This is a genomic window from Streptomyces sp. NPDC029216 (assembly GCF_040648015.1).
GTDB lineage: Bacteria > Actinomycetota > Actinomycetes > Streptomycetales > Streptomycetaceae > Streptomyces.
Genome location: NZ_JBEZWL010000084.1, coordinates 1 through 22542 on the forward strand (window position 1 = coordinate 1; position 22542 = coordinate 22542).

Sequence of the window (22542 nt, forward strand, 5' to 3'; positions counted from 1 at the left end):
GTCCGGCGGCCGTCCTGGGCTGGGATGACGTCCCCGTCGTCCTGTGGTGCAGGTACAAGCCCAAGACGGCCGCCGGCCGCCGCGACGAGAGGAGCGCGTAGCGATCTGACGCGCCTGGCGGACCCGGAGGACGATTCCATCGTCCCTGGGTGCGGGTACTGACGGGAAAGCCCCAAGGCATCTCTGAGACCGCCCCACCGGGACCCCGCCCACCCCCGACCCCGCCCAGCCGCCCCGCCCACCCCCACCCCCATGGCCGAAAAATGGGGCAAGAGCTGACATTCCGCCAAATAATGCTATCCGGTAAGCCAACCTCCGCTTAAGCTCCCGCAGGTCGCTGGAGTCTCGGCACAATGGCGCTATGAGCTCCCACATCCCCCCACAGCTGACCGTCGGATTCGACCTCGACATGACGCTCATCGACTCCCGTCCCGGCATCAAGGCGGCCTGGCAGGCGGTCGCCGCCAAGACCGGGGCGTACATCGACGCCGACCTGGCCATCACCCGTCTCGGCCCTCCGCTGGAGGAGGAGCTCGCCTACTGGTTCCCGGAGGAGCAGATCCCCGCGATGCGGGACCTCTACCGGGAGGTCTATCCCTCCCACGCCATCGCGACGACCCCGGCGATGCCCGGCGCCCGTGAGGCGGTCAAGGCCGTTCAGGCGCTCGGCGGACGGGCGATCGTGGTGACGGCCAAGAACGAGCCCAACGCCCGCCAGCACCTCGACCACCTCGGGATAGAGGCCGACGCCGTCATCGGCTGGCTCTGGGCCGAGGGCAAGGCCAAGGCGCTGCGCGAGTACGGCGCGCAGGTGTACGTCGGCGACCACGTCGGCGACGTGCGCGGCGCCCGGACCGCCGGCGCCCTGTCGGTGGCCGTGACGACGGGGCCGTGCGCGGCGGCGGAGCTGCGGGAGGCCGGGGCCGACGTGGTGCTGGAGGACCTCACCGCGCTGCCGGAGTGGCTGGAAGAGTACGCCCGGACCCGCGCGGCCTGAGGCCGCCGAAGGAGCCCTGCGGGGCCCGTGTGCGTACGAGTCGTCAGGCGGCCTGGGAGGCCCGGGCCGCCCGGCGCTGGGCCGCGGCCGAGCGGAGCACGCCCGCCGCGGAGATCGCGAAGCCGACGCCCATCAGCATGCACACCGCCCAGGCGTACGAAGGGAACGGGTCGGTGCCGAGGAACAGCGGGGCCATCGTCACGAGCGTCGCCACGGCGCCCACGATGAACACGATGCCGCCGGCCTTGACCAGTCCGTCGCCGGGCCGTGCTTCGTCGGGGTGAGGAGTAACAGTCACCTCACCAGGGTAGTTCCCTGGCCGAAGCGGTGGAGCGGGAAGGACCGGGGAACGTCTTGTCACCCGTATCAGGACCATTAGCCTGGAGGAGGCGGGTCGGAGGACCCGCTGCACTGCTATCCGGAGCCGTTTTCCCCGGCCAACCGGACCCGACGAGCACAAGGACAGAGGACGGACGTGCCTACCGGCAAGGTCAAGTGGTTCAACAGCGAGAAGGGCTTCGGCTTTCTCTCCCGTGACGACGGCGGAGACGTCTTCGTGCACTCGTCGGTGCTCCCCGATGGGGTCGACGCGCTCAAGCCCGGGCAGCGCGTCGAGTTCGGCGTCGTCGCGGGACAGCGCGGTGACCAGGCGCTTTCGGTAGTGGTACTGGAGCCGACGCCCTCGGTGGCGGCCGCCCAGCGGCGCAAGCCGGACGAGCTCGCCTCGATCGTGCAGGACCTGACGACCCTGCTGGAGAACATCACCCCGATGCTCGAACGCGGCCGCTACCCCGACAAGGCGCACGGCGCGAAGATCGCGGGCCTGCTGCGCGCGGTCGCCGACCAGCTCGACGTCTGACGCCGACACAGACGCCGACGCGAACGCCGACACGGCGCGTACACCGGTGCCCCGCCGCTCCACGGAGCGGCGGGGCACCGGCGTGTGCGGCGGGGTGCCGCCGCGGTTACGGGAAGTCCAGCGCGTCCGGGGCGATGGCCGGGACCAGGCCTTCGGCGGCGGCCCTGGTCAGCAGCCCGCGCACGGCCGCGTAGCCGGCGTCGCCCAGGTCGGCGGTGAACTCGTTGACGTACAGACCGATGTGCTGGTCGGCGACCGCCGGGTCCAGCTCCTGCGCGTGGGCCCGTACGTACGGGCGGGAGGCCTCGGGGTCGTCCCACGCCATCCGCACCGACGCGCGGGCGGCCTCGGCCAGGGCGCGCAGCGTGTCCGCGCCCAGCGACCGCTTGGCGATGATCGCGCCGAGCGGGATCGGCAGGCCGGTGGTGGTCTCCCAGTGCTCGCCCATGTCGGCCAGACAGTGGAGCCCGTAGTCCTGATAGGTGAACCGGGCCTCGTGGATGACCAGTCCGGCGTCCACCCGCCCGTCGCGCACCGCCGGCATGATCTCGTTGAAGGGCAGGACGACGACCTCGCCGACCCCGCCCGGCAGCACGTCCGCGGCCCACAGCCGGAACAGCAGGTAGGCGGTGGAACGTTCGCCCGGCACCGCCACCGTCCGGCCGGTGAGGTCCAGCCCCGGCTCGCGGGTGAGGACCAGCGGGCCGCAGCCGCGCCCCAGCGCCCCGCCGCACGGCAGCAGCGCGTACTCCTCCAGCACCCACGGCAGCACGGCGTACGACACCTTCAGCACGTCCAGCTCGCCGCGCACGGCCATGCCGTTGGTGACGTCGATGTCGGCGAAGGTCACGTGGAGGGCGGGCGCGCCCGGGACGCGGCCGTGCGCCCACGCGTCGAAGACGAAGGTGTCGTTCGGGCAGGGCGAGTAGGCGATGTCCAGGGTGTTCAGCGGGGTGCGGTCAGCGGTCGCGGTCATGGCGTTCTCCCCAGGTGACGAGTACGGGTCCCAGCGCGCGGAATCCGCCCGCGAGGGCGGCCAGCGCCTCCCCGATGCGCCAGGCGGCCCGGTCGCGCGGTCCGACGGCGTTGGACACGGCGCGGATCTCCAGGACCGGCAGCCCGTGCGCGGCGGCGGCCTCCGCCACCCCGAAGCCCTCCATCGCCTCGGCCCCGGCGAGCGGGTGCCGTGCGGCGAGCTCGGCGGCGCGGGCGGCGCTGCCGGTGACGGTGGAGACGGTGAGGACGGGCGCGAGGAGCGCCCCGGTGGCCTCGGCGGCGCGGGCGGCCAGCTCGGCGGGCGGGAGGTGCACGCTGCGGCCGAAGCCGAGCTCCTGCACGGGGACGAAGCCCTCGGGGGTCTCGGCCCCCAGGTCGGCGGCGACGAGCGCGTCCGCGACCACGAGCGAGCCGAGCGGGGCGGCGGGGGCGAACCCGCCGCCGATGCCGGCGGAGATGACGAGCGAGTAGTCGGCCAGCGCGAGCGCGGTGGCCGTGGCGGCCGCGGCGGCGGCCGGGCCGACCCCGCCGACGAGCACGTCGGCGGCGAGGCCGGGCAGGTCCCGGCGGGTGATGAGGTATCCGCCGGGCAGAGTGCGCGGTTCGGGCGTGACCGGGTCCTGATGAGGGGTGAGACCGGAGGCCGCGGAGTCGGCCTCCGCGGCCACGGCGGTCACGATCAGCGCGCGCACGCTGCTGGGCCTGCCGCTTCTTACTTCTTCAGCTTGAGCTTGAAGGACCAGACGGCGAGGGGCTTGCCGTCCTCGCCGACCTGGACGAAGGACAGCATCTTCGACTGGGGCGCCTCGCCCTGGCCGCCGGTCGCGAAGACGTCGGCGCCCGCGAAGCTGCGGTAGGTGTTCGCGGAGGGCTCGGTGATCGGCTGGCCGTCGAGGACCGCCTGCCACTTCTTGCCGTCCTCGACGACCTCCGGCTCGACGCCGAGGCGCAGCGTGTCGCCGCGGCCGTACTCGATGGTCTTGGCGTCCTTGCGGCCGGTGAGGCACTCCTGGACCTTGTCCATGGAGAGGTCCTTGCCGTTGTCGCCGCCGTCGGCGCGGCATTCGGACTCGGCGGACACCGACGAGCTGCCGACGGTCACGGTCGCGAGCGGCGTCGGCTTGTCGCAGGCGGACAGGAGGAGGAGGCCGGCGGACACGGCTCCGAGGGCCGCGACGCTGCGGCGGGCCCTACCCGGGAAAAGCGGTGCGGTCATGAGCCGAAGGCTATCGGGCCGCTGGGCTGCGCCGCCGCACGGGGGTCCTACGGCGGCGTGGCTACGCCACGCGGGGCCGGGAGGAGCGGTGGTGGTGCGGGGAGGTCAGCAGGCCGCGGAGGGCCATCGCCGTGCCGAGGGCCACCAGGGCGGCGGCCACGGCCATGCCCAGGACGCCGTTCAGGGGGAGGGCGATGCCGATCCCGCCGCCCAGGACCCACGCCATCTGCAGCAGCGTCTCCGAACGGGCGAAGGCCGAGGTGCGGACCGCCTCCGGGACGTCGCGCTGGATCATCGCGTCCAGCGAGAGCTTCGCCAGGGCCTGGCAGAAGCCGGCCGTGGCCGCCAGGACGGCCATGAACAGGCCGCTGAACAGGAGCGCCGCGGCCATCGCCACCACCAGGGTGGCGGAGAGGACCGAGGCCACGATGGCCTCGGGGGCGCGGGCGCGCAGCCACGCCCCCACCGCCGTCCCGCACGCGTTGCCGACCCCGGCCGCGACGCCCACGATGCCGAGGGAGACCGCCGCGCTCTGTCCGCCCAGCGGGTGCTCGCGCAGCAGGAACGCCAGGAAGAAGATCAGGAACCCGGACAGTGCCCGCATCGACGCGTTCGCCAGCAGCCCGCACAGCACCGGACGGCTGACCGTGCGCAGCCCGGGCCGTTTCGAGTGGGCCTCGTGGGTGGAGAGGCGGGCCCGGCGCTCGCCCTTGGCCTCGTCCACCTTGTGCGGCAGCTGGAACGCCGCGAACGTCCCCCCGAGGAAGATCGCGCAGGCCCCGTACAGCGGCCACGGCGGCCCGATCGCGTGCAGGCCGGCCCCCACCGGCGCCGCCGCACCGGTGGCCAGCAGGCCCGCCAGGGTGACCCTGGAGTTCGCCTTGACCAGGGAGAACTTCGGCGGCAGGAGGCGCGGGACCACGGCGCTGCGTACGACGCCGTACGCCTTCGACGCCACCAGGACGCCCAGCGCCGCCGGGTACAGCTCCAGTCCGCCGCTCGCCACCGCGCCGGACATCATCACCGCGAGCAGCGCCCGCGTCAGCATCGCGCCCGCCATCGCCGCGCGCCGGCCGTGCGGCAGCCGGTCCAGCAGGGGGCCGATCACGGGGGCCAGCAGGGTGAATGGGGCCATCGTGATCGCCAGGTACAGCGCCACCCGTCCGCGTGCCTCGTCCGTGGGAACGGAGAAGAACACGGTCGAGGCGAGCGCGACGGTGATCATGACGTCGCCGGCGCCGTTGATCGCGTGCAGTTCGATCAGCCGGCCGAGGCCCGATTCCCCGGCCCCGTGGGCGTGCGTGACCCGCCGGATCCCGCGCGCCGTACCGGTGAACGGGAGGTGCAGGGCACGCCCGACCGCCCGGCCGGCCCGCCTGGCCGGTCCCGAGCCGTCTGCGGACGACCGTGCGGGAGCCACCTGGCCATAGTGCCCCAGACGGCCCGCCGGGACCCGTCCCGGCGCGTCCCGGCGCGGTCGGGGTGCGCTCCGGGGTGTGGTCCGGGGGTCGCCGATGTCCGCGAATCGGACCTTGCATGTGGGCCGAAGGCGTCGGAGGAGGTAGCGTGCGTAGCGCGCCACCGGCGGTTGCTCTTGGCCGCGCGCCTCTTCGCGATCCCGCAGAATGGATCACATGAGGTGCGCCCGAGGCCGATCGGGGCGCGGACGTCGACGCGGCCCTCTGGTCCGCTCCGCCCGCGCTACGTACGGACGAGACCGACGGGTCGTTGTGGACGACAGTACGGACGGCGCACTCGTGAGACGGCGTAGGAGAGAACGAGACCTGTGAGTGCTGCGACGACGCGAAGCCGTACCCCGCGTACCCCGCGTACCCCCGCCCCCGACCGGCTGTGCGTCGAGGCCGTGGAGCTCGCCCGTGAGGCGGCCGAGGAGGCCGCCTACCCCGGCGTGGTGGGCGAGCACGTCTCGGTCGTAGCGGAGGGTGACCGGGTCGTCACTCATTTCTTCGAGTGCAGGGAAGCGGGCTACCGGGGCTGGCGCTGGGCCGTCACGGTGACCCGCGCGTCCCGTGCGAAGAACGTCACCCTGGACGAAACGGTGCTGCTGCCGGGTGACGACGCGCTGCTCGCGCCGGAGTGGGTGCCGTGGAGCGAGCGGCTGCGGCCGGGGGACATGGGTCCGGGTGACCTGCTCCCGACGGACGCGGAGGACCTGCGGCTGGAGCCCGGGTACAGCGGCGAGGACGCGGCGCCGCCGAACTCGGCGGTCTCGGCGGAGCTGGCCGAGCTGGTGGAGGCCGAGGACGCCGACGTCACGGACCGGGTGGTCGTGCCCGAGCGCGGGTCGATCACGGCCGTGGCGGAAGAGCTGGGGATGCGCCGTGCGCGGGTGCTGTCCCGGTACGGGCTGCACACGGCCGCCGACCGGTGGGACGAGTCCTTCGGGGCGAAGACGCCCATGGCGCAGGCCGCGCCGGCGTCGTGCGTGTCCTGTGGCTTCCTGGTGGCCATCGGGGGGTCGCTGGGGCAGGCCTTCGGGGTGTGCGCGAACGAGTTCGGGCCGGCCGACGGGCGGCTCGTGTCGCTGTCGTACGGGTGCGGCGGCCATTCGGAGGCGGCGGTGATGCCGAAGCCGCCGAGGCCGGCGCCGCCGGTGCTGGACTCCATGGCGACGGACGAGTTCCCGCTGCGGCCGGCCGCGGATACGGGGTCGGTGCCGTCGGAGGAACTCCCCTCCGAGGACCTGGGCCACTCGTAGCCGTCCCCGCTGCCGCCGGGCGGGCTTACGCTCGGGGGATGGACATGGTGGGGATGACCGGCCGGGTGACCGGGACCGTGGGCCCGGGGCTGGTGGGCGAGGTCATCGTCCGGATCCGGGGCGGGGCCGAGCACTTCCTCGCCCACCCCGCACCGGGGGAGGACCGGCGGATCGCCGTCGGCAGCGTGGTCACCGTCGTGGAGTACCAACCCCCGCGCACGGTCTACGTGATGGCCGTCTACGAGGATTGATCCCCGGGGCGTATCAAGATGGCGACAAGAATGATCCCGCCACTTCTCCACCACCCCCGCCCGGGCGCACACTCACCCCGTCGGTGCCGAACGGCACCGCGCTAAGGGGGCGTTGCCGATGGCTATCGGCGTCGTGGCGGGAGTCGTTCTCGCCGCAATCATTGCCTTGATCGGCCTGTTCAAGCTCATGTGGCGGGTGGCCGAACCGAACGAGGCGCTCGTCATCTCCGGCTCCGCGCACAAGACCGAGGGCATCGGCGAGGGCATGGGGTTCCGGATCGTCACCGGACGCGGCACGCTCGTCCTGCCCGGCGTGCAGGCGGTGCGCAAGCTGTCGCTGGACCTCAACGAGACGCAGCTGAACGTGGACTGCGTGACCCACCAGGGGATCCCGCTGCGGGTCAAGGGGGTCGTGATCTTCAAGATCGGCGATGACTTCGTGTCCATCGCCAACGCCGCGCGCCGTTTCCTCGACCAGCAGAAGATGATGCCCGAGCGCGTGCACATCGTCTTCGCCGGCCATCTGCGCTCCATCGTCGGCGGGCTGACGGTCGAGGACATGATCCGCGACCGGGAGAAGCTGACCGGGCAGACCCGGGCGGCCTGCGGGACCGAGATGGAGAAGCTCGGGCTGATCGTCGACTCGCTGCAGATCCACGAGATCGAGGACCCGACCGGGTACATCAAGAACCTCGCCATGCCGCACGCCGCCGCCGTCCAGCGCGACGCGCGCATCGCGCAGGCCGAGGCGAACCGCCTCGCGACCGAGGCCGAGCAGACGGCCTTCGCCCGGATGGCCGAGGCCACCCGTGACAGCGAGATCCTGCAGGCCGGCTACCAGGCCGAACGGGACAAGGCCGCGGCCACCGCCCGGCAGGCGGGCCCGCTGTCCGAGGCCGCCGCCCGCCAGGAGGTCGTCGTCCAGGAGACCCGGGTCGCGGAGCTGGAGGCGCACCGCAGGGAGCAGCAGCTCCAGGCCGACGTGCGCAAGCCCGCGGACGCGGCCGCGTACCAGACGAGGACGCTCGCCGAGGCGGAGCGCGACGCCCGCATCTCGGCGGCGCAGGCCAAGGCGAAGGAGACCGAGCTGGCGGCGGCCGCCGAGGCCACCCGGGTCAAGGCGGCCGCGGCCGCCGAGGCCCAGGCCACCGAGGCGCGCGGGCACGCCGCGGCCACCGCCACCCGGGTCAGCGGTGAGGCGGAGGCGGCGGCCACGCAGGCCAAGGGCCTCGCGGCGGCCGAGTCGGCGCGGGCGAACGGTCTCGCGCAGGCGGAGGCGGCGAAGGCCAAGGGCCTGGCCGAGGCGGAGGCGATCAAGGCGCGGGCCGCGGCCCTCGCGGAGAACCAGGAGGCCGTGGTCGCCCAGCAGCTCGCGGAGAACTGGCCGGCGATCGTCCAGGCGGGCGCGGGAGCCTTCGGCAACGTCGAGCACATGGTGCTGCTCAACGGGGCCGAGGGGATGTCGGAGATGTTCGCGAAGGCCCTGACGATGGGCGGTACCGGACTGGGGGTGGCCCGTCAGCTGCTGGCGTCGATGGCCGTCCAGCAGAACGGGGAGCGGCCCCAGGGTGCGGGGGAGGGGCAGGCCCCTGCCGTCACCCCCGTGAACGGCAGAGGCCCGGGCCGGACGCAGATCCCGATCGACGAGGACCGGGCCTGAGCGCAGGCAGGCACCGGCTGGTGGCCTGAATCCGATCTTAGGCCGGTACCGGTGGGCGGCATGTGCGTTGCGCGCAAGGATCGTTGACCTTGCGCGCACCGCGTTTGCGGCGCAGTTCCGTGGGGCTCGTCCCGTACGCGTGGCGGAACGCCCGGCTGAAGACGGCGGCGCTGGTGAAGCCCCACCGGGCGGCGATCGCGTGCACCGGCCGGCCCATCAGGTCCGGCCGGAGCAGATCGGCGCGGGCGCCTGCCAGGCGGCGGCCGCGGATGGTGGCGGCGACGCCCTCGGGGCGGTCCTGGAAGAGCAGGTGCAGGCGGCGCAGGGAGATGTGGTGGCGGGCGGCCACCGCCCTCGGGGTCAGCTCCGGGTCCCCGAGGTTGTGCTCGATGTACGCGTCGATCTGCCGCAGCAGTGCCTCCTCGCGGGCCTCGGCGGGGAGGTCGTCGTACACGTCGAGGCGTTCGGCGAGGCAGGCGGTGGCCAGGCCGAGGGCGGCCGAGCCGAGGCGGGCCAGCTCGCGTTCCCCGCAGCCGTGGGCGTGGGCGCCGACGCTGCCGAGGAACTGGGCCAGGGCCGCGCCGGTGCCGCGTGTGGCGGGGATCCGCTGGGCCAGCAGCCGGTCGACGCGTTCGGGGCGGAACGGGAGCGCGGTGCGGGGGAGTTGGAGCACCACCGTGCGGAGCGGCGCGGCGCCGGGGTCGTAGGGGTGGGAGGTGTCGCAGAGCACCAGGCCGCCGGTGACCAGGGCCAGTTGGTAGCGCTCGGGGTCGGGGGTGCGGGGGGTGGTGGACACCCGGACGGGGCCCAGGTCGAGGTAGTCCATGCCCCCTGCCCCCCGTGTGGTGTGCGTCATGGGCATGCCATGCCCTCCGTTGTGGGCTGGGACGCGGTCCGGCTCCCCCGTGGTTCCGGGGCGGGTGCGGGTGCCGCTGCGCGGGGCGGGGACCGTCAGCCCTGCGGCCGGCGCCGCCGGAGCACGCGCTTCGCCGCCAGGACCAACGCCGTGCCCGCCGCGAGGACCAGGGCGCCCTTCGTGAAGCTGCCGCCCTCCCCGCCGGCCGGGCCCTTCTCCGCGGCCGAGCCGGGAGCGGGGTGCGCCGGGCCGGAAGGGGACGGCGTGGCGGCGGGGGCCACGGGGACGGCCACCACCCGGCTGCCCACGCCCTCCGCCCCGAACAGCAGCGTCCGCCCGTCCGGGGAGTACGTCACCGACTCCGCCTGACCCTGCCAGGGCGCGTCCACCCGCTCGCCGTCCCCCTGCGGCCGCCCGTCCTTCCACGGGTACGTCCGCGCCGTGAAGTACCCGCGCAGCGTCAGCCGGGTGCCGTCCGGAGAGAACGCCCCGTCCGTCACCCACGGCACCTCCGCGACCCGCCGGAAGACGTTGCGCCCGTCCGCCGACAGCTTCTCCGGGCCCTCGTACAGGCCCCCGCCCTGCTCGTTCTTGCTCGCGATGTACACCCGCCCCGTCACCGGATGCACCATCAGCGCCTCGGCGTTGCGCGGCCCGTCCGCGTACACCGCCGTGAACTGCTCGGCCTTGACGGTGGCGTCGGCCAGTTCCCTGGGCTCGGGGAAGCGGTAGATCCACACGTGGTCCCAGGTGCCGTCCCGGTTGTCCCCGATGTCCCCGACGTAGAGGTTCCCGTCCGGGCCCAGCGAGATCGCCTCCACGTCGCGCGGGGTGCCGATGCCGGACAGGGTGATCCGGGCCACCGTCCTGCCCGTCGCGGAGTCCACCGCGTACACGTACGGGCCGTCGTCGCTGTCGTTGTGCGTCCAGTACACGCCCGGGTGGATGCGGCTGGCCGCCAGCCCGCTCGACTCCCTGATCCGCGGGTCGCCGATCGTGAACCCGGACACCGTGGGGGCCGGGGTCCCGTCCGCCGGGGCGGCGCCGGAGGCCGCCGCGGCACCCGGCAGCAGCAGGCCCAGGACGAGAGCGGCGGGAACGGCGGTCGTCGGCACGGTCAGCAGGCGCATCCCCCCAGCCTGCCAGCCCCCGCCCGGTCGGGCGCCCCGCCCCGTCCGACCTGCGGCGTGTCCGGCATCACAGGGGCTCCCGCCGCCCGATCCGCGATGATGACCGGATGCGTTTCATGTTCGTCGGCGACTCCATGACCATCGGACGCGCCGGCGACTACACCTGGCGCCACCGGATGTGGCAGCACCTCAGCGCCACCCTGGGCGACGGCTCCTTCGAGATCGTCGGCCCGCGCAGCACCCTCTACGACACCACCAGCGACACCCCGGCCAGCCACGCCTACGCCGACCCGCGCTTCCCGGAACACGCCCGCCGCCACCTGGCCGGCTGGGGCGAGGGCTGGCAGCACATGGCCCCGCTCATCGGGCCCGCCGTCCGCGAGACCGGCGCCGACGTCCTGCTCGTCTCCCTCGGCCTGATCGACCTCGGCTTCTACACCAAGGCCGACCAGACCGCCGACAACGTCCGCGCGTTCGTCGCGGCCGCCCGCGCGGCCAACCCCGGCATCCGGATGGTCTTCCTGCCGGTCATACCCAACGTCCGCGCCGAGGAGGACGCCCCCTTCGCCGCCGAGGTCGTCCGCTTCAACGAGCTGCTCGCGAAGACCGTCGCCGACCTCGCCGACGCCGCCTCCCCGATCCTGCTGGCCGCGCGCCCGGCCGCGTACGACATCCACCGCGACACCTACGACGGCACCCACCCCAACGCCTCCGGCGAACACCGCCTGGCCGGAGAGTTCGCGGCCGTCCTCCACCAGGCCTGGGGCATCGGCGGCCTCTACCGCCCGGCCCGCGACGCGTAACGCGCCCGCACCCCCGGGGTCTTGCTTCGAGCCCACTCGAAGCAGTTGGCTTGGTCCCCATGAAGTACACGCAGCTCGGACGCACCGGCCTCAAGGTCAGCCGACTCGTACTCGGCACGATGAACTTCGGCCCCCAGACCGACGAACCGACCAGCCACGCCCTCATGGACGCCGCGCTCGACGCGGGCGTCAACTTCTTCGACACCGCCAACGTCTACGGCTGGGGTGAGAACAAGGGCCGCACCGAAGAGATCATCGGCACCTGGTTCGCCCAGGGCGGCGGCCGCCGCGAGAAGACGGTCCTCGCCACCAAGGTCTACGGCTCCATGGCCCCCGAGGGCCAGACCTGGCCCAACTTCGACCGCCTCTCCGCCCTGAACATCCGCCGCGCCGTCGACGCCAGCCTCCGGCGGCTGCGCACCGACCACATCGACGTCTACCAGTTCCACCACGTCGACCGGCAGACCCCCTTCGAGGAGATCTGGCAGGCCGTCGAGGTCCTGGTCCAGCAGGGCAAGATCCTCTACGCGGGCTCCTCCAACTTCCCCGGCTGGAAGATCGCCCAGGCCAACGAGACCGCCGCACGCGCCGGCCGGCTCGGACTGGTCAGCGAACAGTGCCTGTACAACCTCTTCGAGCGGCGCGCCGAGATGGAGGTCATCCCCGCCGCGCAGGAGTACGGGCTCGGCGTCATCCCCTGGTCCCCGCTGCACGGAGGCCTCCTCGGCGGTGCGATCCGCAAGGCGGCCGCCGGCGGGGGGACGGGCCGCAGCACCTCCGGGCGCACCGCGGACGCGCTCGCCGCCGCTCCGGTACGGGCGCAGGTGCAGGCGTACGAGGACCTGCTCGACAAGCACGGCCTGGAGCCCGGCGACGTGGCCCTGGCCTGGCTGCTGACCCGTCCCGGGGTCACCGGCCCGATCGTCGGACCGCGCACGCGCGAGCAGCTCGCCTCCGCGCTGCGGGCGGTGGAGCTGGAGCTGTCGGAGGAGGTCCTGGCCGGACTGGACGAGATCTTCCCCGGCCCGGGCGCCTCGCCGGAGGCCTTCGCCTGGTAGGCGCGCGCACGCCCCGAGGGGGCCGCGGCGGTGCCGGCTACTGACCGACCGCGGCCGCCACGGCGACGACGACGAACATCAGCACGAGCACACCGGCCATGACACGGTTTCTGGTCTTCGGATCCACCCGTCGAGACTAACGCGGCGGCCCACGGCCCCCGTGCCAGGGGCTGCGAGACTTCCGTCATGGTCACAGTCGACGACGTACGGCGGCTGGCGCTCGCGCTGCCGCGCACCGAGGAACACCTCATCCGCGACCGGGTGAAATTCCGGATAGGCCGGATCGTCTACCTCGCCCTCTCGCGGGACGAGACCGAGCTCGGCTTCGCCTTCCCCAAGGAGGAGCGGGCCGCGCTCGTCGCCGCCGAGCCGGAGAAGTTCTTCCTGCCCGGCCCCGGCGACATGCGCTACCACTGGGTCGAGGCGCGGATGGCCGCCCTCGACGCACAGGAGCTGGAGGAGCTGGTCACCGACGCCTGGCGGATGTGCGTACCGGCCAAGGTGGCCCGCGCGCACCTGGAGGGCGACCTGCCGGCCGCGCCCGGGCTGGCCCGGCTGCGGGCCGCCGCCGAGGTGTTCGCGGCGTTCCCCGGGGTCGACCGCAGCTGGCTCGCGCTGCGCGCGGACACCGCGCCCGGCCTCGACCTGTCCGGCGCCGGGCACCGCGCCGCCCTGCACCGCTGGCTCAACGCGTGGGGCTGCCGCATCCGCTACCCGCGCGAGGGCGAACCCGACCTGTTCGGGGAGGGGCTGGCCCTGTGGTGGACCCGGCACCGGCTGCCCGCCACCCGGCTGGCGGCCCTGTCCGACCGGGAGATCGCCCTGCTGGCCACCGCGTACGGGGAACTGTCCGCGCTGCCCGTCGGACGCCGGACCCTCGGCCCGACGGCCGCCGCCAAGGCGCTGTTCGCGCTGCGCCCCGACACGGTGATGCCCTGGGACGCGGCGATCGCGCAGCGGCTGTGGGGCGCCCGGGACGAGGCGGCGTTCGCCCGCCACCTGTCCACCGGCCGGGCCTGGGCGCGGGCCGCGCTCGCGGAGAGCGGGCTGGACGAGGCCGCGCTGGCCGCGGAACTGGGCCGGCCGGGGCTGCCGCTGGCGAAGCTGCTGGACGAGTACCTGTACGTGACCATCACCCATCAGGGCGGCTGAGGGAAAGCGGCGGTGCCGCCCCCGCGGGGCGGGAGCGGCACCGGGGCGTGCGTGTGTCAGCCCTTGCCCTTGAGGTTGTCCACCAGCTGGTTCGTCAGCTTGGTCGCGCCCGCCAGGCCCTTGTCGGTGCTGCTGCTGACCAGCACCGTCACCACGGAGTGGCCGACCCGCGCGGCCACCAGGGTGGTGCCGCCCTTCCAGGCGGGGCTGGTCTCGGTGATGGCCCAGGCGCCGTCGCCGATGCCGGAGAGCGGCTTCTCGGTGACCGTCACCGTGCTGTGGGTGGGCTCGTCGGGGTAGCTCGGGCAGGCCTTGGAGAGCATGCCGAGGGCGCCGAGGACGGTCGTGGCGGTGGTGCCCTGGTAGACGTCGATCTCCTGGGCGTACTCCTCGGAGGTGTCCTTGTTGACGTACGCGTTCTGCGCGAACGAGACGCCGTCGATGCCGGTGATCTGCGTCCACGAGGTCCCGCCGAGCTTGGTGCAGTCGGGGGTCGGTACCTCGGCGGTGGCCGGAGCCTGGTAGCCGGGGCCGCTGTCGCGCTCGTCGGCGGGGTCGGCGGTGAAGCCGGGGGCGAAGAAGGAGGCGGGCGCGAGCGCGGGCTTCAGCTGCGTACCCGTCAGGAGGCCCTTGTTGGGGCCGTCGACGGCCGGTGCGCCGACGGGCGCCTTCGGGGCGGCGGCCTTGGGGGCGGCGGCCTTCGGGGTGGTCGAGCAGGCGGTCAGCGCGAGCGGAAGGACCGCCACGGCGAAGAGGGTGGCGACGGGAGATATCTGACGCACGGTGTGGTTCGACCTCGTTGTTTCGGATGCACTGCTGATTCCGGTTCGCCACACCCCCGGCCGTCCCCCGGCCCGCGCGGGGGAGCGCGGCGCGTCCGGTTCAGCGACAGGACTCGCGCATCACATCGGTCTGCCGACGGTGCGGCAAGGGTTCAGCGGATCCTTTGCCTCCGGATGTGAAAGCTTTTCCTGAAACCCGGCACGAGTGCCCGAATAGTGCTAATGCGAGGTCAGGGGCCATTCGGCGACGACCTCGTAGCGCGGCTGCTCGCCGGGCACCCCGGAGACGGGCAGGTGGCTGCGGACCAGGCTGAGCGTGTCGACCTGCCAGGGCGTGCCCTCGAAACCGGCGAGGGCCTCGACGCAGGGCCGCAGGTCGGCGCCGTCGTGGCGGGCGCGGGCGACGGTGAGGTGCGGGACGTAACGGCGGTGCTGCTCCATGGGCACCCCGGCCCGGCGGGCGGCGGCGTCGGCCCGCTCGGCGAGCATCCGCATCGCGTCGAGGCCGCCGGCCGCGCCGATCCACAGGGCGCGGTTGCCGAAGTGGCCCGCGGTGTGGAGGCGGAGGGAGAAGGGGGCGGTGTGGGCTGCCGCCCGGGCCAGGCGGGCGTGCAGGTCGGGGAGCTGGTCTTCGTGGACCTCGCCCATGAAGGCGAGGGTGAAGTGCCAGCCCGCTTCGCTGGTCCAGCGCAGGCCTTCGCCCCGCGGGGCGGTGCGGACTGCGTCCCGCAGCTCGGCGATGGCGCCGGCCTCCGGCAACACGGCGGCGAACAGCCTCATGCCTCCGACGATAGCCGCTGCGCGGGGTCTTCTCCCCGGCTACGCCGGGAAGCGGTGGTCCACCCAGCGGAAGGCGGCCTCGATGAGGGCCGCGGCCGCTGCCGCGATCGCGGCGGCGATCCACGGCATCGTCACCCCCTCCAGCCTCAGCTGGAAGAAGTGCTGCAGCCAGGGGACGGCCAGGACCACCAGGAAGGCCGCGGCCATCGCGGCGACCAGCGCCACCCGCCACCACGTGTACGGCCGCGCGATGATCGCCAGCACCCACAGCGAGGTCAGGAACAGCGTCAGCGTCGCCGCGCTGGTCTCCGACGTCAGCGCGTCCGGCCCGGTGTAGTGCGCCCGCGCGATCAGGTACGAGGCGAACGTGGCCACCGCCGCGACAGCCCCGCCGGGGACGGCGTACCGCATGACCCGTCGTACGAAGTGCGGCCGCGCCCGCTCCTTGTTCGGGGCCAGCGCGAGGAAGAACGCCGGGACGCCGATGGTGAGGGTGGACAGCAGGGTGAGGTGGCGGGGGAGGAAGGGGTACTCGACCTGCGAGCAGACCACCAGGATCGCCAGCAGCACCGAGTAGACCGTCTTGACGAGGAAGAGGGTCGCCACGCGCGTGATGTTGCCGATGACCCGGCGGCCCTCGGCGACCACCGACGGCAGGGTGGAGAAGCTGTTGTTGAGCAGGACGATCTGCGCGACCGCGCGGGTGGCCTCGGAGCCCGAGCCCATGGAGACGCCGATGTCGGCGTCCTTGAGGGCGAGCACGTCGTTGACGCCGTCGCCGGTCATGGCGACGGTGTGGCCGCGGGACTGGAGGGCGCCGACCATGTCGCGCTTCTGCCGTGGGGTGACCCGGCCGAAGACGGCGTTGCCGTCGAGGACATCGGCCATCGCGTCCCGTTCGGCGGGCAGGTGCCGGGCGTCGACGGTGCCGGCGGCGCCGGGCAGGCCCAGCTTCCCGGCGACCGCGCCGACCGAGACGGCGTTGTCGCCGGAGATGACCTTCGCCTTGACGTCCTGGTCGTCGAAGTAGCGCAGGGTGTCCGCGGCGTCGGGCCGCAGCCGCTGTTCGAGGACGACGAGGGCGGTGGGCCTGACCCCGCTGGCCACGGCCGGGTCGTCGAGCTCGCGGGCCGAGCGGGCCAGCAGCAGGACCCGCAGCCCCTGTTCGTTGAGGCCGCCGATCTCGTCGAGCGCCGGGTCCCCGCTGGGCAGGAGCACGTCCGGGGCGCCGAGCAGCCAGGTGTTGTTCTCGCCGTCGCCCTCGCTGAAGCTGGCGCCGCTGTACTTGCGGGCGGAGGAGAAGGGCAGCGACTCGGTGCAGCGCCACTCGGCGCTGTCGGGGTAGGCGTCGATGATGGCCTGGAGGCTGGCGTTGGGGCGGGGGTCGGACTCGCCGAGGGCGCCGAGCACCTTCTGCACGTACGCGGCGTCCGCGCCGCCGAGCGGGCGCAGCTCGGTGACGTCCATGCCGCCCTCGGTGAGGGTGCCGGTCTTGTCGAGGCAGACGACGTCGACGCGGGCGAGGCCCTCGATGGCGGGCAGCTCCTGGACGAGGCACTGTTTGCGGCCGAGCCGGATGACGCCGACGGCGAAGGCGACGGAGGTGAGCAGGACGAGGCCCTCGGGGATCATCGGGACGATGCCGCCGACCGTGCGGGCGATGGCGTCCTTGAGGTTGTCGTCCTTGACGACGAGCTGGCTGATGACCAGGCCGATGGAGGTCGGGACCATCATCCAGGTGACGTACTTGAGGATGGTGGAGATGCCGGTGCGCAGCTCGGAGTGGACGAGGGTGAAGCGGGAGGCCTCTTCGGCGAGCTGGGCGGCGTAGGCCTCGCGGCCGACCTTGGTGGCGGTGAAGGCGCCGCCGCCGGCGACGACGAACGAGCCGGACATGACCTGGTCGCCGGGCTTCTTGAGGACGGGGTCGGCCTCGCCGGTGAGGAGGGACTCGTCGATCTCCAGCCCGTCGGCCTCGCCGACGGTCCCGTCGACGACGACCTTGTCGCCGGGCCCGAGCTCGATGACGTCGGACAGGACGATCTCGGAGGTGGAGATCTCGGCGGTGGCGCCGTCGCGGCGCACGCTGGGTTTGGCCTCGCCGATGACGGCGAGCCCGTCGAGGGTCTTCTTGGCGCGCAGTTCCTGGATGATGCCGATGCCGGTGTTGGCGACGATCACGAAGCCGAAGAGGCTGTCCTGGATGGGCGCGACGAAGAGCATGATCACCCACAGGACGCCGATGATGGCGTTGAAGCGGGTGAAGACGTTGGCGCGGACGATGTCGGCGGTGGAGCGCGAGGAGCGCAGCGGTACGTCGTTGACGTCCCCGCGCGCGACGCGTTCGGCGACCTCGGCGGTGGTCAGACCGCCCGGCTTGAAGCGGGGGGCGGGGGGCTTCACGGGGTGCACGGGGTCCAGCTCGGCACCGGCGTCGATGGCGGCGCCGGGCCGGTCGGGCCCGTCCTGGTCGATCCTCGCCCACTGGGTCATGTTTTCGACGGTAAAGGGCGTTCCCGCGCTCCACCCGCCGAGCGGCGGGAAGATCCGACTTCAGGATGAGCGGAATCCTCCCGTGGTCGACCCCGCCGTCTCCGCCACCCCCGCTACCCGGGCTGCTCGCCCCGCTCGGCCCGGGCGGCCTCTTCCGCCGCGTGGCGCTTGAGGGCGGCGTCGCGGCCGCGGACGTACCAGATGCCGATCAGGCCGAGGCCGCCGCCGGCCGCGCAGGTCCACAGCCACCACAGGAGCTCGCGGTCCGCGAACCAGCCGTAGAAGGGCAGCTGGACGACGAACATGGCGAACCAGAGGATCGTCCCGCCGGTGATGGTGGCGACAACCGGCCCCTCCAGGGGTTCGGGCGCCTCGTGCGTAGGGGTCCACTTCGCCATGCGGACCAGTCTAGGTGGCCGGATTCGGGGTCTACGCGCGGAGATGGACTGGCCTCCGTTCATGTGTTCATACTGAAACGGTTTGCCTACGGCCGGATTCCTTCGTAGGAACCACTAATTCGAACCAGTTTGAGGACCGCATGAGCACCTCGGCACCCGCCGCGGCCCCCACCAGCGGCCTGGACCGCTTCTTCAAGATCTCGGAACGCGGCTCGACCGTGGCCCGCGAGGTACGGGGCGGCTTCGCGACCTTCTTCGCGATGGCCTACATCATCGTGCTGAACCCGATCATCCTCGGCAGCGCGAAGGACATGTACGGCCACCAGCTCGACGGCGGCCAGCTCGTCACCGCCACCGTCCTGACGGCCGCCTTCTCCACCCTCCTCATGGGTGTCATCGGCAACGTCCCGATCGCCCTGGCCGCCGGCCTCGGCGTCAACACGGTCGTGGCCCTCCAGCTCGCCCCGCGCATGAGCTGGCCCGACGCCATGGGCATGGTCGTCCTGGCCGGCTTCGTCGTGATGCTCCTGGTCGCCACCGGCCTGCGCGAGCGGGTCATGAACGCCGTCCCGATCGGCCTGCGCAAGGGCATCGCGATCGGCATCGGCCTGTTCATCATGCTGATCGGCCTCGTGGACTCCGGCTTCGTCACCCGCATCCCGGACGCCGCGCACACCACGGTCCCGCTCCAGCTCGGCGGCAACGGGCACCTGCACGGCTGGCCCGTCCTGATCTTCGTCGTCGGCGTACTGCTCACGATCGCGCTGCTGATCCGCAAGACGCCCGGCGCGATCCTGATCTCCATCGTCGCCATGACCGTCGTAGCGCTCGCGGTGCAGCTGATCACCGACCTGCCGGACCTCGCCTGGGGCCTGACCGTCCCGCAGTGGCCGGGCAACCCGGTGGCCGCCCCCGACTTCGGGCTCGTCGGCCAGGTCAGCCTCTTCGGCGGCTTCGGCAAGGTCGGGGTGCTCACCGGCATCCTCTTCGTCTTCACCGTGCTGCTGTCCTGCTTCTTCGACGCGATGGGCACCATCCTCGGCGTCGGCGACGAGGCCAAGCTGACCAAGCCGGACGGCACCTTCCCCGGCATCAACCGGGTCCTGCTGATCGACGGCCTGGCCGTCGCCTCCGGCGGCGCCACCTCGTCCTCCGCCACCACCTGCTTCGTGGAGTCCACGGCCGGCGTCGGCGAGGGCGCCCGTACCGGTCTGGCCAACGTGGTCACGGGCGGTCTGTTCACCGTCTCGCTCTTCCTGACCCCGCTCGCCACGATGGTCCCCTCGCAGGCAGCCACCCCCGCCCTCGTCGCGGTCGGCTTCCTGATCCTGGCCGGCTCGGTCCGGGACATCGACTGGAGCGACTTCACCATCGCCGTCCCGGCCTTCATGGCCATGGTGATGATGCCGTTCACGTACTCGATCACCAACGGCATCGGCATCGGCTTCGTGAGCTTCTGCGTGCTGCGCCTGGCGACGGGCCGGGGCCGCGGGGTCCCGGCCGCGATGTACGCGGTCTCGGCGGTCTTCGTCTTCTACTACGCGATGCCGGCCCTCGGCCTCACGTAAGCCCGTAGAACTTCTCCGTCTCGTCGACGGCGGCCTTGAACCGCTCGTCGAAGTCATCGCGAATGAGCGTCCGGACGACATAGTCCTGGACGCTCATTCCGCGTTTGGCGGCGTGGTGCCTCAGCCGCTCCAGCAGCTCCCCGTCTATGCGCATGCTCAGCACATGTGTCCCCATGTCGAAAGGGTCGGGCCAGAGGGTGCGTACGCGCGTCCCTTTCCCCCGCCGACTCACCCGTATGAGTGATCCGTCCGGAACACTTCCGCCGGCCCCTTCCGCCCCTTCCTTCACCCCCCGTGGTCGTTAGCCAGAGTAATGAGTTATTCTAAGTACATGCCAGACCTCTCCCATGGCGACGACGCTGCCGCCGTGAACGATCTCCGCTCCGCCGTGATGCGGCTGGGCCGGCGCCTGAAGCACCAGCGCGTCGACGAATCGCTGAGCCCGACCGAGATGTCGGTCCTCGGCACCCTCGCCCGCTGCGGGCAGGCCACCCCCGGTGAGCTCGCCCGCAAGGAGCACGTCCAGCCCCCGTCGATGACCCGCATCGTCGCGTTGCTGGAGGCCAAGGGACTGGTCAGGCTGGAACCGCACCCCGACGACCGCCGCCAGAAGGTGGTCAGCCAGACGGAGGAGGCCGAGGCGATGCTCGAAGAGAGCCGCCGCAAGCGCAACGCCTTCCTGGCCGGGCTCGCGGCCGAGCTCACCGAGGACGAATGGGCCAAGCTCCGCGCGGCCGCACCCGTCCTGGAGAAGCTCGCGCACCTATAGGAACGACGCCAGGAGGCGAACGCTTTTGAGTACGGGAACCGGAGGAAACTCCGCACCCGGCCACCTACCCACCCCCCAGACCCCGAGCGGGAACAGAGGACCGGGCACCCGCTCGAACTCGATGTTCAGCTCGCTGAAGATCCGGAACTACCGGCTCTTCGCCGCAGGCCAGGTCGTCTCGAACACGGGCACCTGGATGCAGCGCATCGCGCAGGACTGGCTGGTCCTCTCCCTGACCGGCTCCGCGTCCGCCGTCGGCGTGACGATCGCCCTGCAGTTCCTGCCGATGCTGCTGTTCGGCCTCTACGGAGGCGTACTCGCGGACCGGCTGCCCAAGCGGCCGCTGCTGATCGCCACGCAGACCGCGATGGGCCTCACCGGCGTCGCGCTCGCCGCCCTCACCCTGGCCGGGGACGTCCAGGTGTGGCACGTGTACCTCGCGGCCTTCCTGCTCGGCCTGGTCACCGTCGTGGACAACCCGGCCCGGCAGACCTTCGTCTCCGAGATGGTCGGCCCCGCGCAGGTCGCCAACGCGGTCAGCCTGAACTCCGCGAACTTCCAGTCCGCGCGGCTGGTCGGCCCGGCGATCGCCGGCGTGCTCATCACCGCCGTCGGCTCCGGCTGGGCCTTCCTGCTGAACGGGCTGTCCTTCGCGGCGCCGATCGCCGCGCTGCTGATGATGCGGACCCACGAGCTGTACCGGGTCGAGCCGCAGCCGCGCGCGAAGGGCCAGCTGCGCGAGGGCCTGCGCTACGTCGCGGGCCGGCCCGAGCTGGTCTGGCCGATCGTCCTCGTCGGCTTCATCGGCACGTTCGGCTTCAACTTCCCGATCTGGCTGTCGGCCTTCGTCGACGACGTCTTCCACGGGGACGCGGGCACGTACGGGCTGTTCAACACCCTGATCGCGGCCGGATCCCTGGCCGGCGCCCTGCTCGCCGCCCGGCGCGGCAACACCCGGCTGCGGCTGCTGGTGACGGCGGCCGTGCTGTTCGCCGTGCTCCTGCTGGTGACGGCGTTCGCGCCCGGCTACTGGCTGTTCGCGGCGCTGCTGGTGCCCGTCGGCATGTTCGGCCTGACGGTCAACGTCGTGGCGAACTCCAGCGTCCAGATGGCCACCGACCCCGAGATGCGGGGCCGGGTGATGGCCCTCTACATGATGGTCTTCACCGGCGGCACCCCCGTGGGAGCCCCGCTGGTCGGCTGGATCACCGACACCTACGGGGCCCGGCTGGGCATGGCTGCGGGCGGCCTGATCTCCCTGGTGGCCGCGGTGGCCGTGGGCCTGATCCTGCGCCGCGTCGGCAACCTGCGCCTGAGCCTGAACCGCCACGGCCTGACCTTCGTCCCGGCGACCCCGCCGCGCGACCTCGCCCCGGCGGCGTAGGCCTCCGCCCCGCCGGCCGGGCAGCCTGCCCGGCCGGCGGACACCCCCTGGGGCCTGTCCGGGCGATCATGTTCGGAGCCAGATGGTGAGCGCTGCTGCGGTGGCGGTGCCGAGGCAGACATAGCCACGCTTGCCGTAGTGAGTGGCCACTGCCCGGTGCTGCTTCAGCCCGGCCGAACGAGCCACGTTCCGTCAGGCGCTGCGAGGAACGCCAAGATCGACCCGGGCCTGTTCGTGATAGTGGTTCATCAGCGCTATCAGATCCCCTTCCACGGGGGTGGCACCGCCGTTTCTGGTCGCGATTTCCTCCTGCCACAGGGCGAGGTTGACTTCGTGGGCGGCCTCGATCGCAGCCGGCGACGCCAGGAGGACGAGGGTCTCGAACAGCACGGACCTCCTCAACTCGGCCGTCTCCATCGCGGCGAGGTACTCCCGCCGGTCCTCCGTTCCTTCCGCCGCCTGCCGGGCTCGTTTGGCCGTGCTTGATATTTCCTTCACGCACGCGGCGTACTCGATGTAGGTGTGGAGTTTGCGCTCGTCCCAGCGTGTCGCCATGGACCGTTGATGCCGGGTGCGCTCAGCCGTGGTCGTCGCCAGGAATGAGGTCAGGGCACCGACGAGGACGCCAATGAGCGTCACTATCTGAGTGATCATGACAGCGAACCTTGGCC

24 protein-coding genes and 1 pseudogene are annotated in these 22542 nt (G+C 72.6%); 11 read left to right on the forward strand and 14 right to left on the reverse strand.

Annotated elements, in window-relative coordinates; translation table 11 throughout:
• The first annotated feature begins 361 nt into the window (after positions 1-361).
• Positions 362-997: an HAD family hydrolase gene (locus AB0F18_RS26005; RefSeq protein WP_362064653.1), complete on the forward strand. Its 636-nt coding sequence runs from the start codon at positions 362-364 to the stop codon at positions 995-997.
• A 43-nt stretch (positions 998-1040) separates the two neighbouring features.
• On the opposite strand, the gene AB0F18_RS26010 is transcribed toward AB0F18_RS26005, so the two are convergent.
• Positions 1041-1295 (reverse strand): hypothetical protein, encoded by a 255-nt coding sequence (locus AB0F18_RS26010; protein WP_358895985.1) that lies wholly within the window; start codon positions 1293-1295, stop codon positions 1041-1043.
• Between the two features lie 177 nt (positions 1296-1472).
• Here AB0F18_RS26010 and AB0F18_RS26015 point away from each other — a divergent pair, with 177 nt between their 5' ends.
• Positions 1473-1856 (forward strand): cold-shock protein, encoded by a 384-nt coding sequence (locus AB0F18_RS26015; protein WP_042811480.1) that lies wholly within the window; start codon positions 1473-1475, stop codon positions 1854-1856.
• Between the two features lie 106 nt (positions 1857-1962).
• On the opposite strand, the gene AB0F18_RS26020 is transcribed toward AB0F18_RS26015, so the two are convergent.
• The 4 genes from AB0F18_RS26020 to AB0F18_RS26035 all read right to left on the reverse strand — a co-directional run bounded on the left by AB0F18_RS26020 (position 1963) and on the right by AB0F18_RS26035 (position 5488).
• Positions 1963-2832, reverse strand: a complete 870-nt coding sequence (locus AB0F18_RS26020; RefSeq protein WP_362064656.1) for a 1,4-dihydroxy-6-naphthoate synthase — start codon at positions 2830-2832, stop codon at positions 1963-1965.
• On the reverse strand, positions 2816-3544 hold the full coding sequence (locus AB0F18_RS26025; RefSeq protein WP_362064658.1) for a futalosine hydrolase: 729 nt from the start codon (positions 3542-3544) through the stop codon (positions 2816-2818). Before AB0F18_RS26025 ends, AB0F18_RS26020 begins: the two co-directional genes overlap by 17 nt.
• Positions 3545-3564: 20 nt before the next feature.
• Positions 3565-4068 (reverse strand): DUF2771 domain-containing protein, encoded by a 504-nt coding sequence (locus tag AB0F18_RS26030; RefSeq protein WP_362064660.1) that lies wholly within the window; start codon positions 4066-4068, stop codon positions 3565-3567.
• A gap of 61 nt (positions 4069-4129) precedes the next feature.
• Entirely contained in the window at positions 4130-5488 is a 1359-nt protein-coding gene (locus tag AB0F18_RS26035) for an MFS transporter (RefSeq protein ID WP_362064662.1), read from the reverse strand.
• Between the two features lie 366 nt (positions 5489-5854).
• Between AB0F18_RS26035 and AB0F18_RS26040 the strand changes: the two genes are divergently transcribed.
• The 3 genes from AB0F18_RS26040 to AB0F18_RS26050 all read left to right on the forward strand — a co-directional run bounded on the left by AB0F18_RS26040 (position 5855) and on the right by AB0F18_RS26050 (position 8698).
• Positions 5855-6787 carry a DUF3027 domain-containing protein gene (locus AB0F18_RS26040; protein ID WP_362064664.1) on the forward strand — a complete coding sequence of 311 codons (933 nt, stop codon included), beginning with the start codon at positions 5855-5857 and terminating at the stop codon, positions 6785-6787.
• A 38-nt stretch (positions 6788-6825) separates the two neighbouring features.
• A complete protein-coding gene (locus tag AB0F18_RS26045) occupies positions 6826-7038 on the forward strand; it encodes a hypothetical protein (protein ID WP_362064666.1) in 213 nt (70 codons plus the stop codon).
• Positions 7039-7156: 118 nt separating this feature from the next.
• Entirely contained in the window at positions 7157-8698 is a 1542-nt protein-coding gene (locus AB0F18_RS26050; RefSeq protein ID WP_362064668.1) for an SPFH domain-containing protein, read from the forward strand.
• 37 nt (positions 8699-8735) lie between these two features.
• Here AB0F18_RS26050 and AB0F18_RS26055 read toward each other — a convergent pair whose 3' ends face one another.
• Both AB0F18_RS26055 and AB0F18_RS26060 read right to left on the reverse strand, forming a co-directional pair.
• Positions 8736-9560 (reverse strand): helix-turn-helix domain-containing protein, encoded by an 825-nt coding sequence (locus AB0F18_RS26055; protein ID WP_362064670.1) that lies wholly within the window; start codon positions 9558-9560, stop codon positions 8736-8738.
• 89 nt (positions 9561-9649) lie between these two features.
• A complete protein-coding gene (locus tag AB0F18_RS26060) occupies positions 9650-10684 on the reverse strand; it encodes a WD40 repeat domain-containing protein (protein ID WP_362064672.1) in 1035 nt (344 codons plus the stop codon).
• A 107-nt stretch (positions 10685-10791) separates the two neighbouring features.
• On the opposite strand from AB0F18_RS26060, the gene AB0F18_RS26065 reads away from it, so the two are divergent.
• From AB0F18_RS26065 to AB0F18_RS26075, 3 genes are all read left to right on the forward strand, one after another.
• A complete protein-coding gene (locus AB0F18_RS26065) occupies positions 10792-11487 on the forward strand; it encodes a GDSL-type esterase/lipase family protein (protein ID WP_362064674.1) in 696 nt (231 codons plus the stop codon).
• Positions 11488-11546: 59 nt separating this feature from the next.
• Entirely contained in the window at positions 11547-12545 is a 999-nt protein-coding gene (locus tag AB0F18_RS26070; RefSeq protein ID WP_362064676.1) for an aldo/keto reductase, read from the forward strand.
• 186 nt (positions 12546-12731) lie between these two features.
• A complete protein-coding gene (locus tag AB0F18_RS26075; protein ID WP_362064678.1) occupies positions 12732-13697 on the forward strand; it encodes an MmcQ/YjbR family DNA-binding protein in 966 nt (321 codons plus the stop codon).
• A gap of 56 nt (positions 13698-13753) precedes the next feature.
• Here AB0F18_RS26075 and AB0F18_RS26080 read toward each other — a convergent pair whose 3' ends face one another.
• The 4 genes from AB0F18_RS26080 to AB0F18_RS26095 all read right to left on the reverse strand — a co-directional run bounded on the left by AB0F18_RS26080 (position 13754) and on the right by AB0F18_RS26095 (position 18150).
• Entirely contained in the window at positions 13754-14479 is a 726-nt protein-coding gene (locus tag AB0F18_RS26080) for a hypothetical protein (RefSeq protein WP_362064680.1), read from the reverse strand.
• Positions 14480-14698: 219 nt separating this feature from the next.
• Entirely contained in the window at positions 14699-15259 is a 561-nt protein-coding gene (gene thpR / locus AB0F18_RS26085) for an RNA 2',3'-cyclic phosphodiesterase (protein ID WP_362064682.1), read from the reverse strand.
• A 39-nt stretch (positions 15260-15298) separates the two neighbouring features.
• Positions 15299-17752, reverse strand: a complete 2454-nt coding sequence (locus AB0F18_RS26090; protein ID WP_362064684.1) for an HAD-IC family P-type ATPase — start codon at positions 17750-17752, stop codon at positions 15299-15301.
• Positions 17753-17865: 113 nt separating this feature from the next.
• Complete coding sequence (locus AB0F18_RS26095) at positions 17866-18150, reverse strand: DUF2530 domain-containing protein (protein WP_362064686.1); 285 nt, start codon at positions 18148-18150, stop codon at positions 17866-17868.
• A 140-nt stretch (positions 18151-18290) separates the two neighbouring features.
• Here AB0F18_RS26095 and AB0F18_RS26100 point away from each other — a divergent pair, with 140 nt between their 5' ends.
• Positions 18291-19718, forward strand: coding sequence for an NCS2 family permease (locus tag AB0F18_RS26100; RefSeq protein ID WP_362064688.1), 1428 nt, complete (start codon positions 18291-18293; stop codon positions 19716-19718).
• Here AB0F18_RS26100 and AB0F18_RS26105 read toward each other — a convergent pair.
• Positions 19711-19893, reverse strand: a complete 183-nt coding sequence (locus AB0F18_RS26105) for a hypothetical protein (RefSeq protein ID WP_007265601.1) — start codon at positions 19891-19893, stop codon at positions 19711-19713. The two genes, AB0F18_RS26100 and AB0F18_RS26105, sit on opposite strands and share 8 nt — an antisense overlap.
• 156 nt (positions 19894-20049) lie before the next feature.
• Between AB0F18_RS26105 and AB0F18_RS26110 the strand changes: the two genes are divergently transcribed.
• Both AB0F18_RS26110 and AB0F18_RS26115 read left to right on the forward strand, forming a co-directional pair.
• Entirely contained in the window at positions 20050-20487 is a 438-nt protein-coding gene (locus tag AB0F18_RS26110) for a MarR family transcriptional regulator (protein ID WP_042820695.1), read from the forward strand.
• 25 nt (positions 20488-20512) lie between these two features.
• Complete coding sequence (locus tag AB0F18_RS26115; protein WP_362064690.1) at positions 20513-21871, forward strand: MFS transporter; 1359 nt, start codon at positions 20513-20515, stop codon at positions 21869-21871.
• Between the two features lie 66 nt (positions 21872-21937).
• Here AB0F18_RS26115 and AB0F18_RS26120 read toward each other — a convergent pair.
• Positions 21938-22039 (reverse strand): annotated as a pseudogene (locus AB0F18_RS26120) (IS5/IS1182 family transposase); the annotation flags it as partial.
• A 24-nt stretch (positions 22040-22063) separates the two neighbouring features.
• Complete coding sequence (locus tag AB0F18_RS26125) at positions 22064-22525, reverse strand: hypothetical protein (protein WP_362064692.1); 462 nt, start codon at positions 22523-22525, stop codon at positions 22064-22066.
• Positions 22526-22542: the final 17 nt, after the last annotated feature.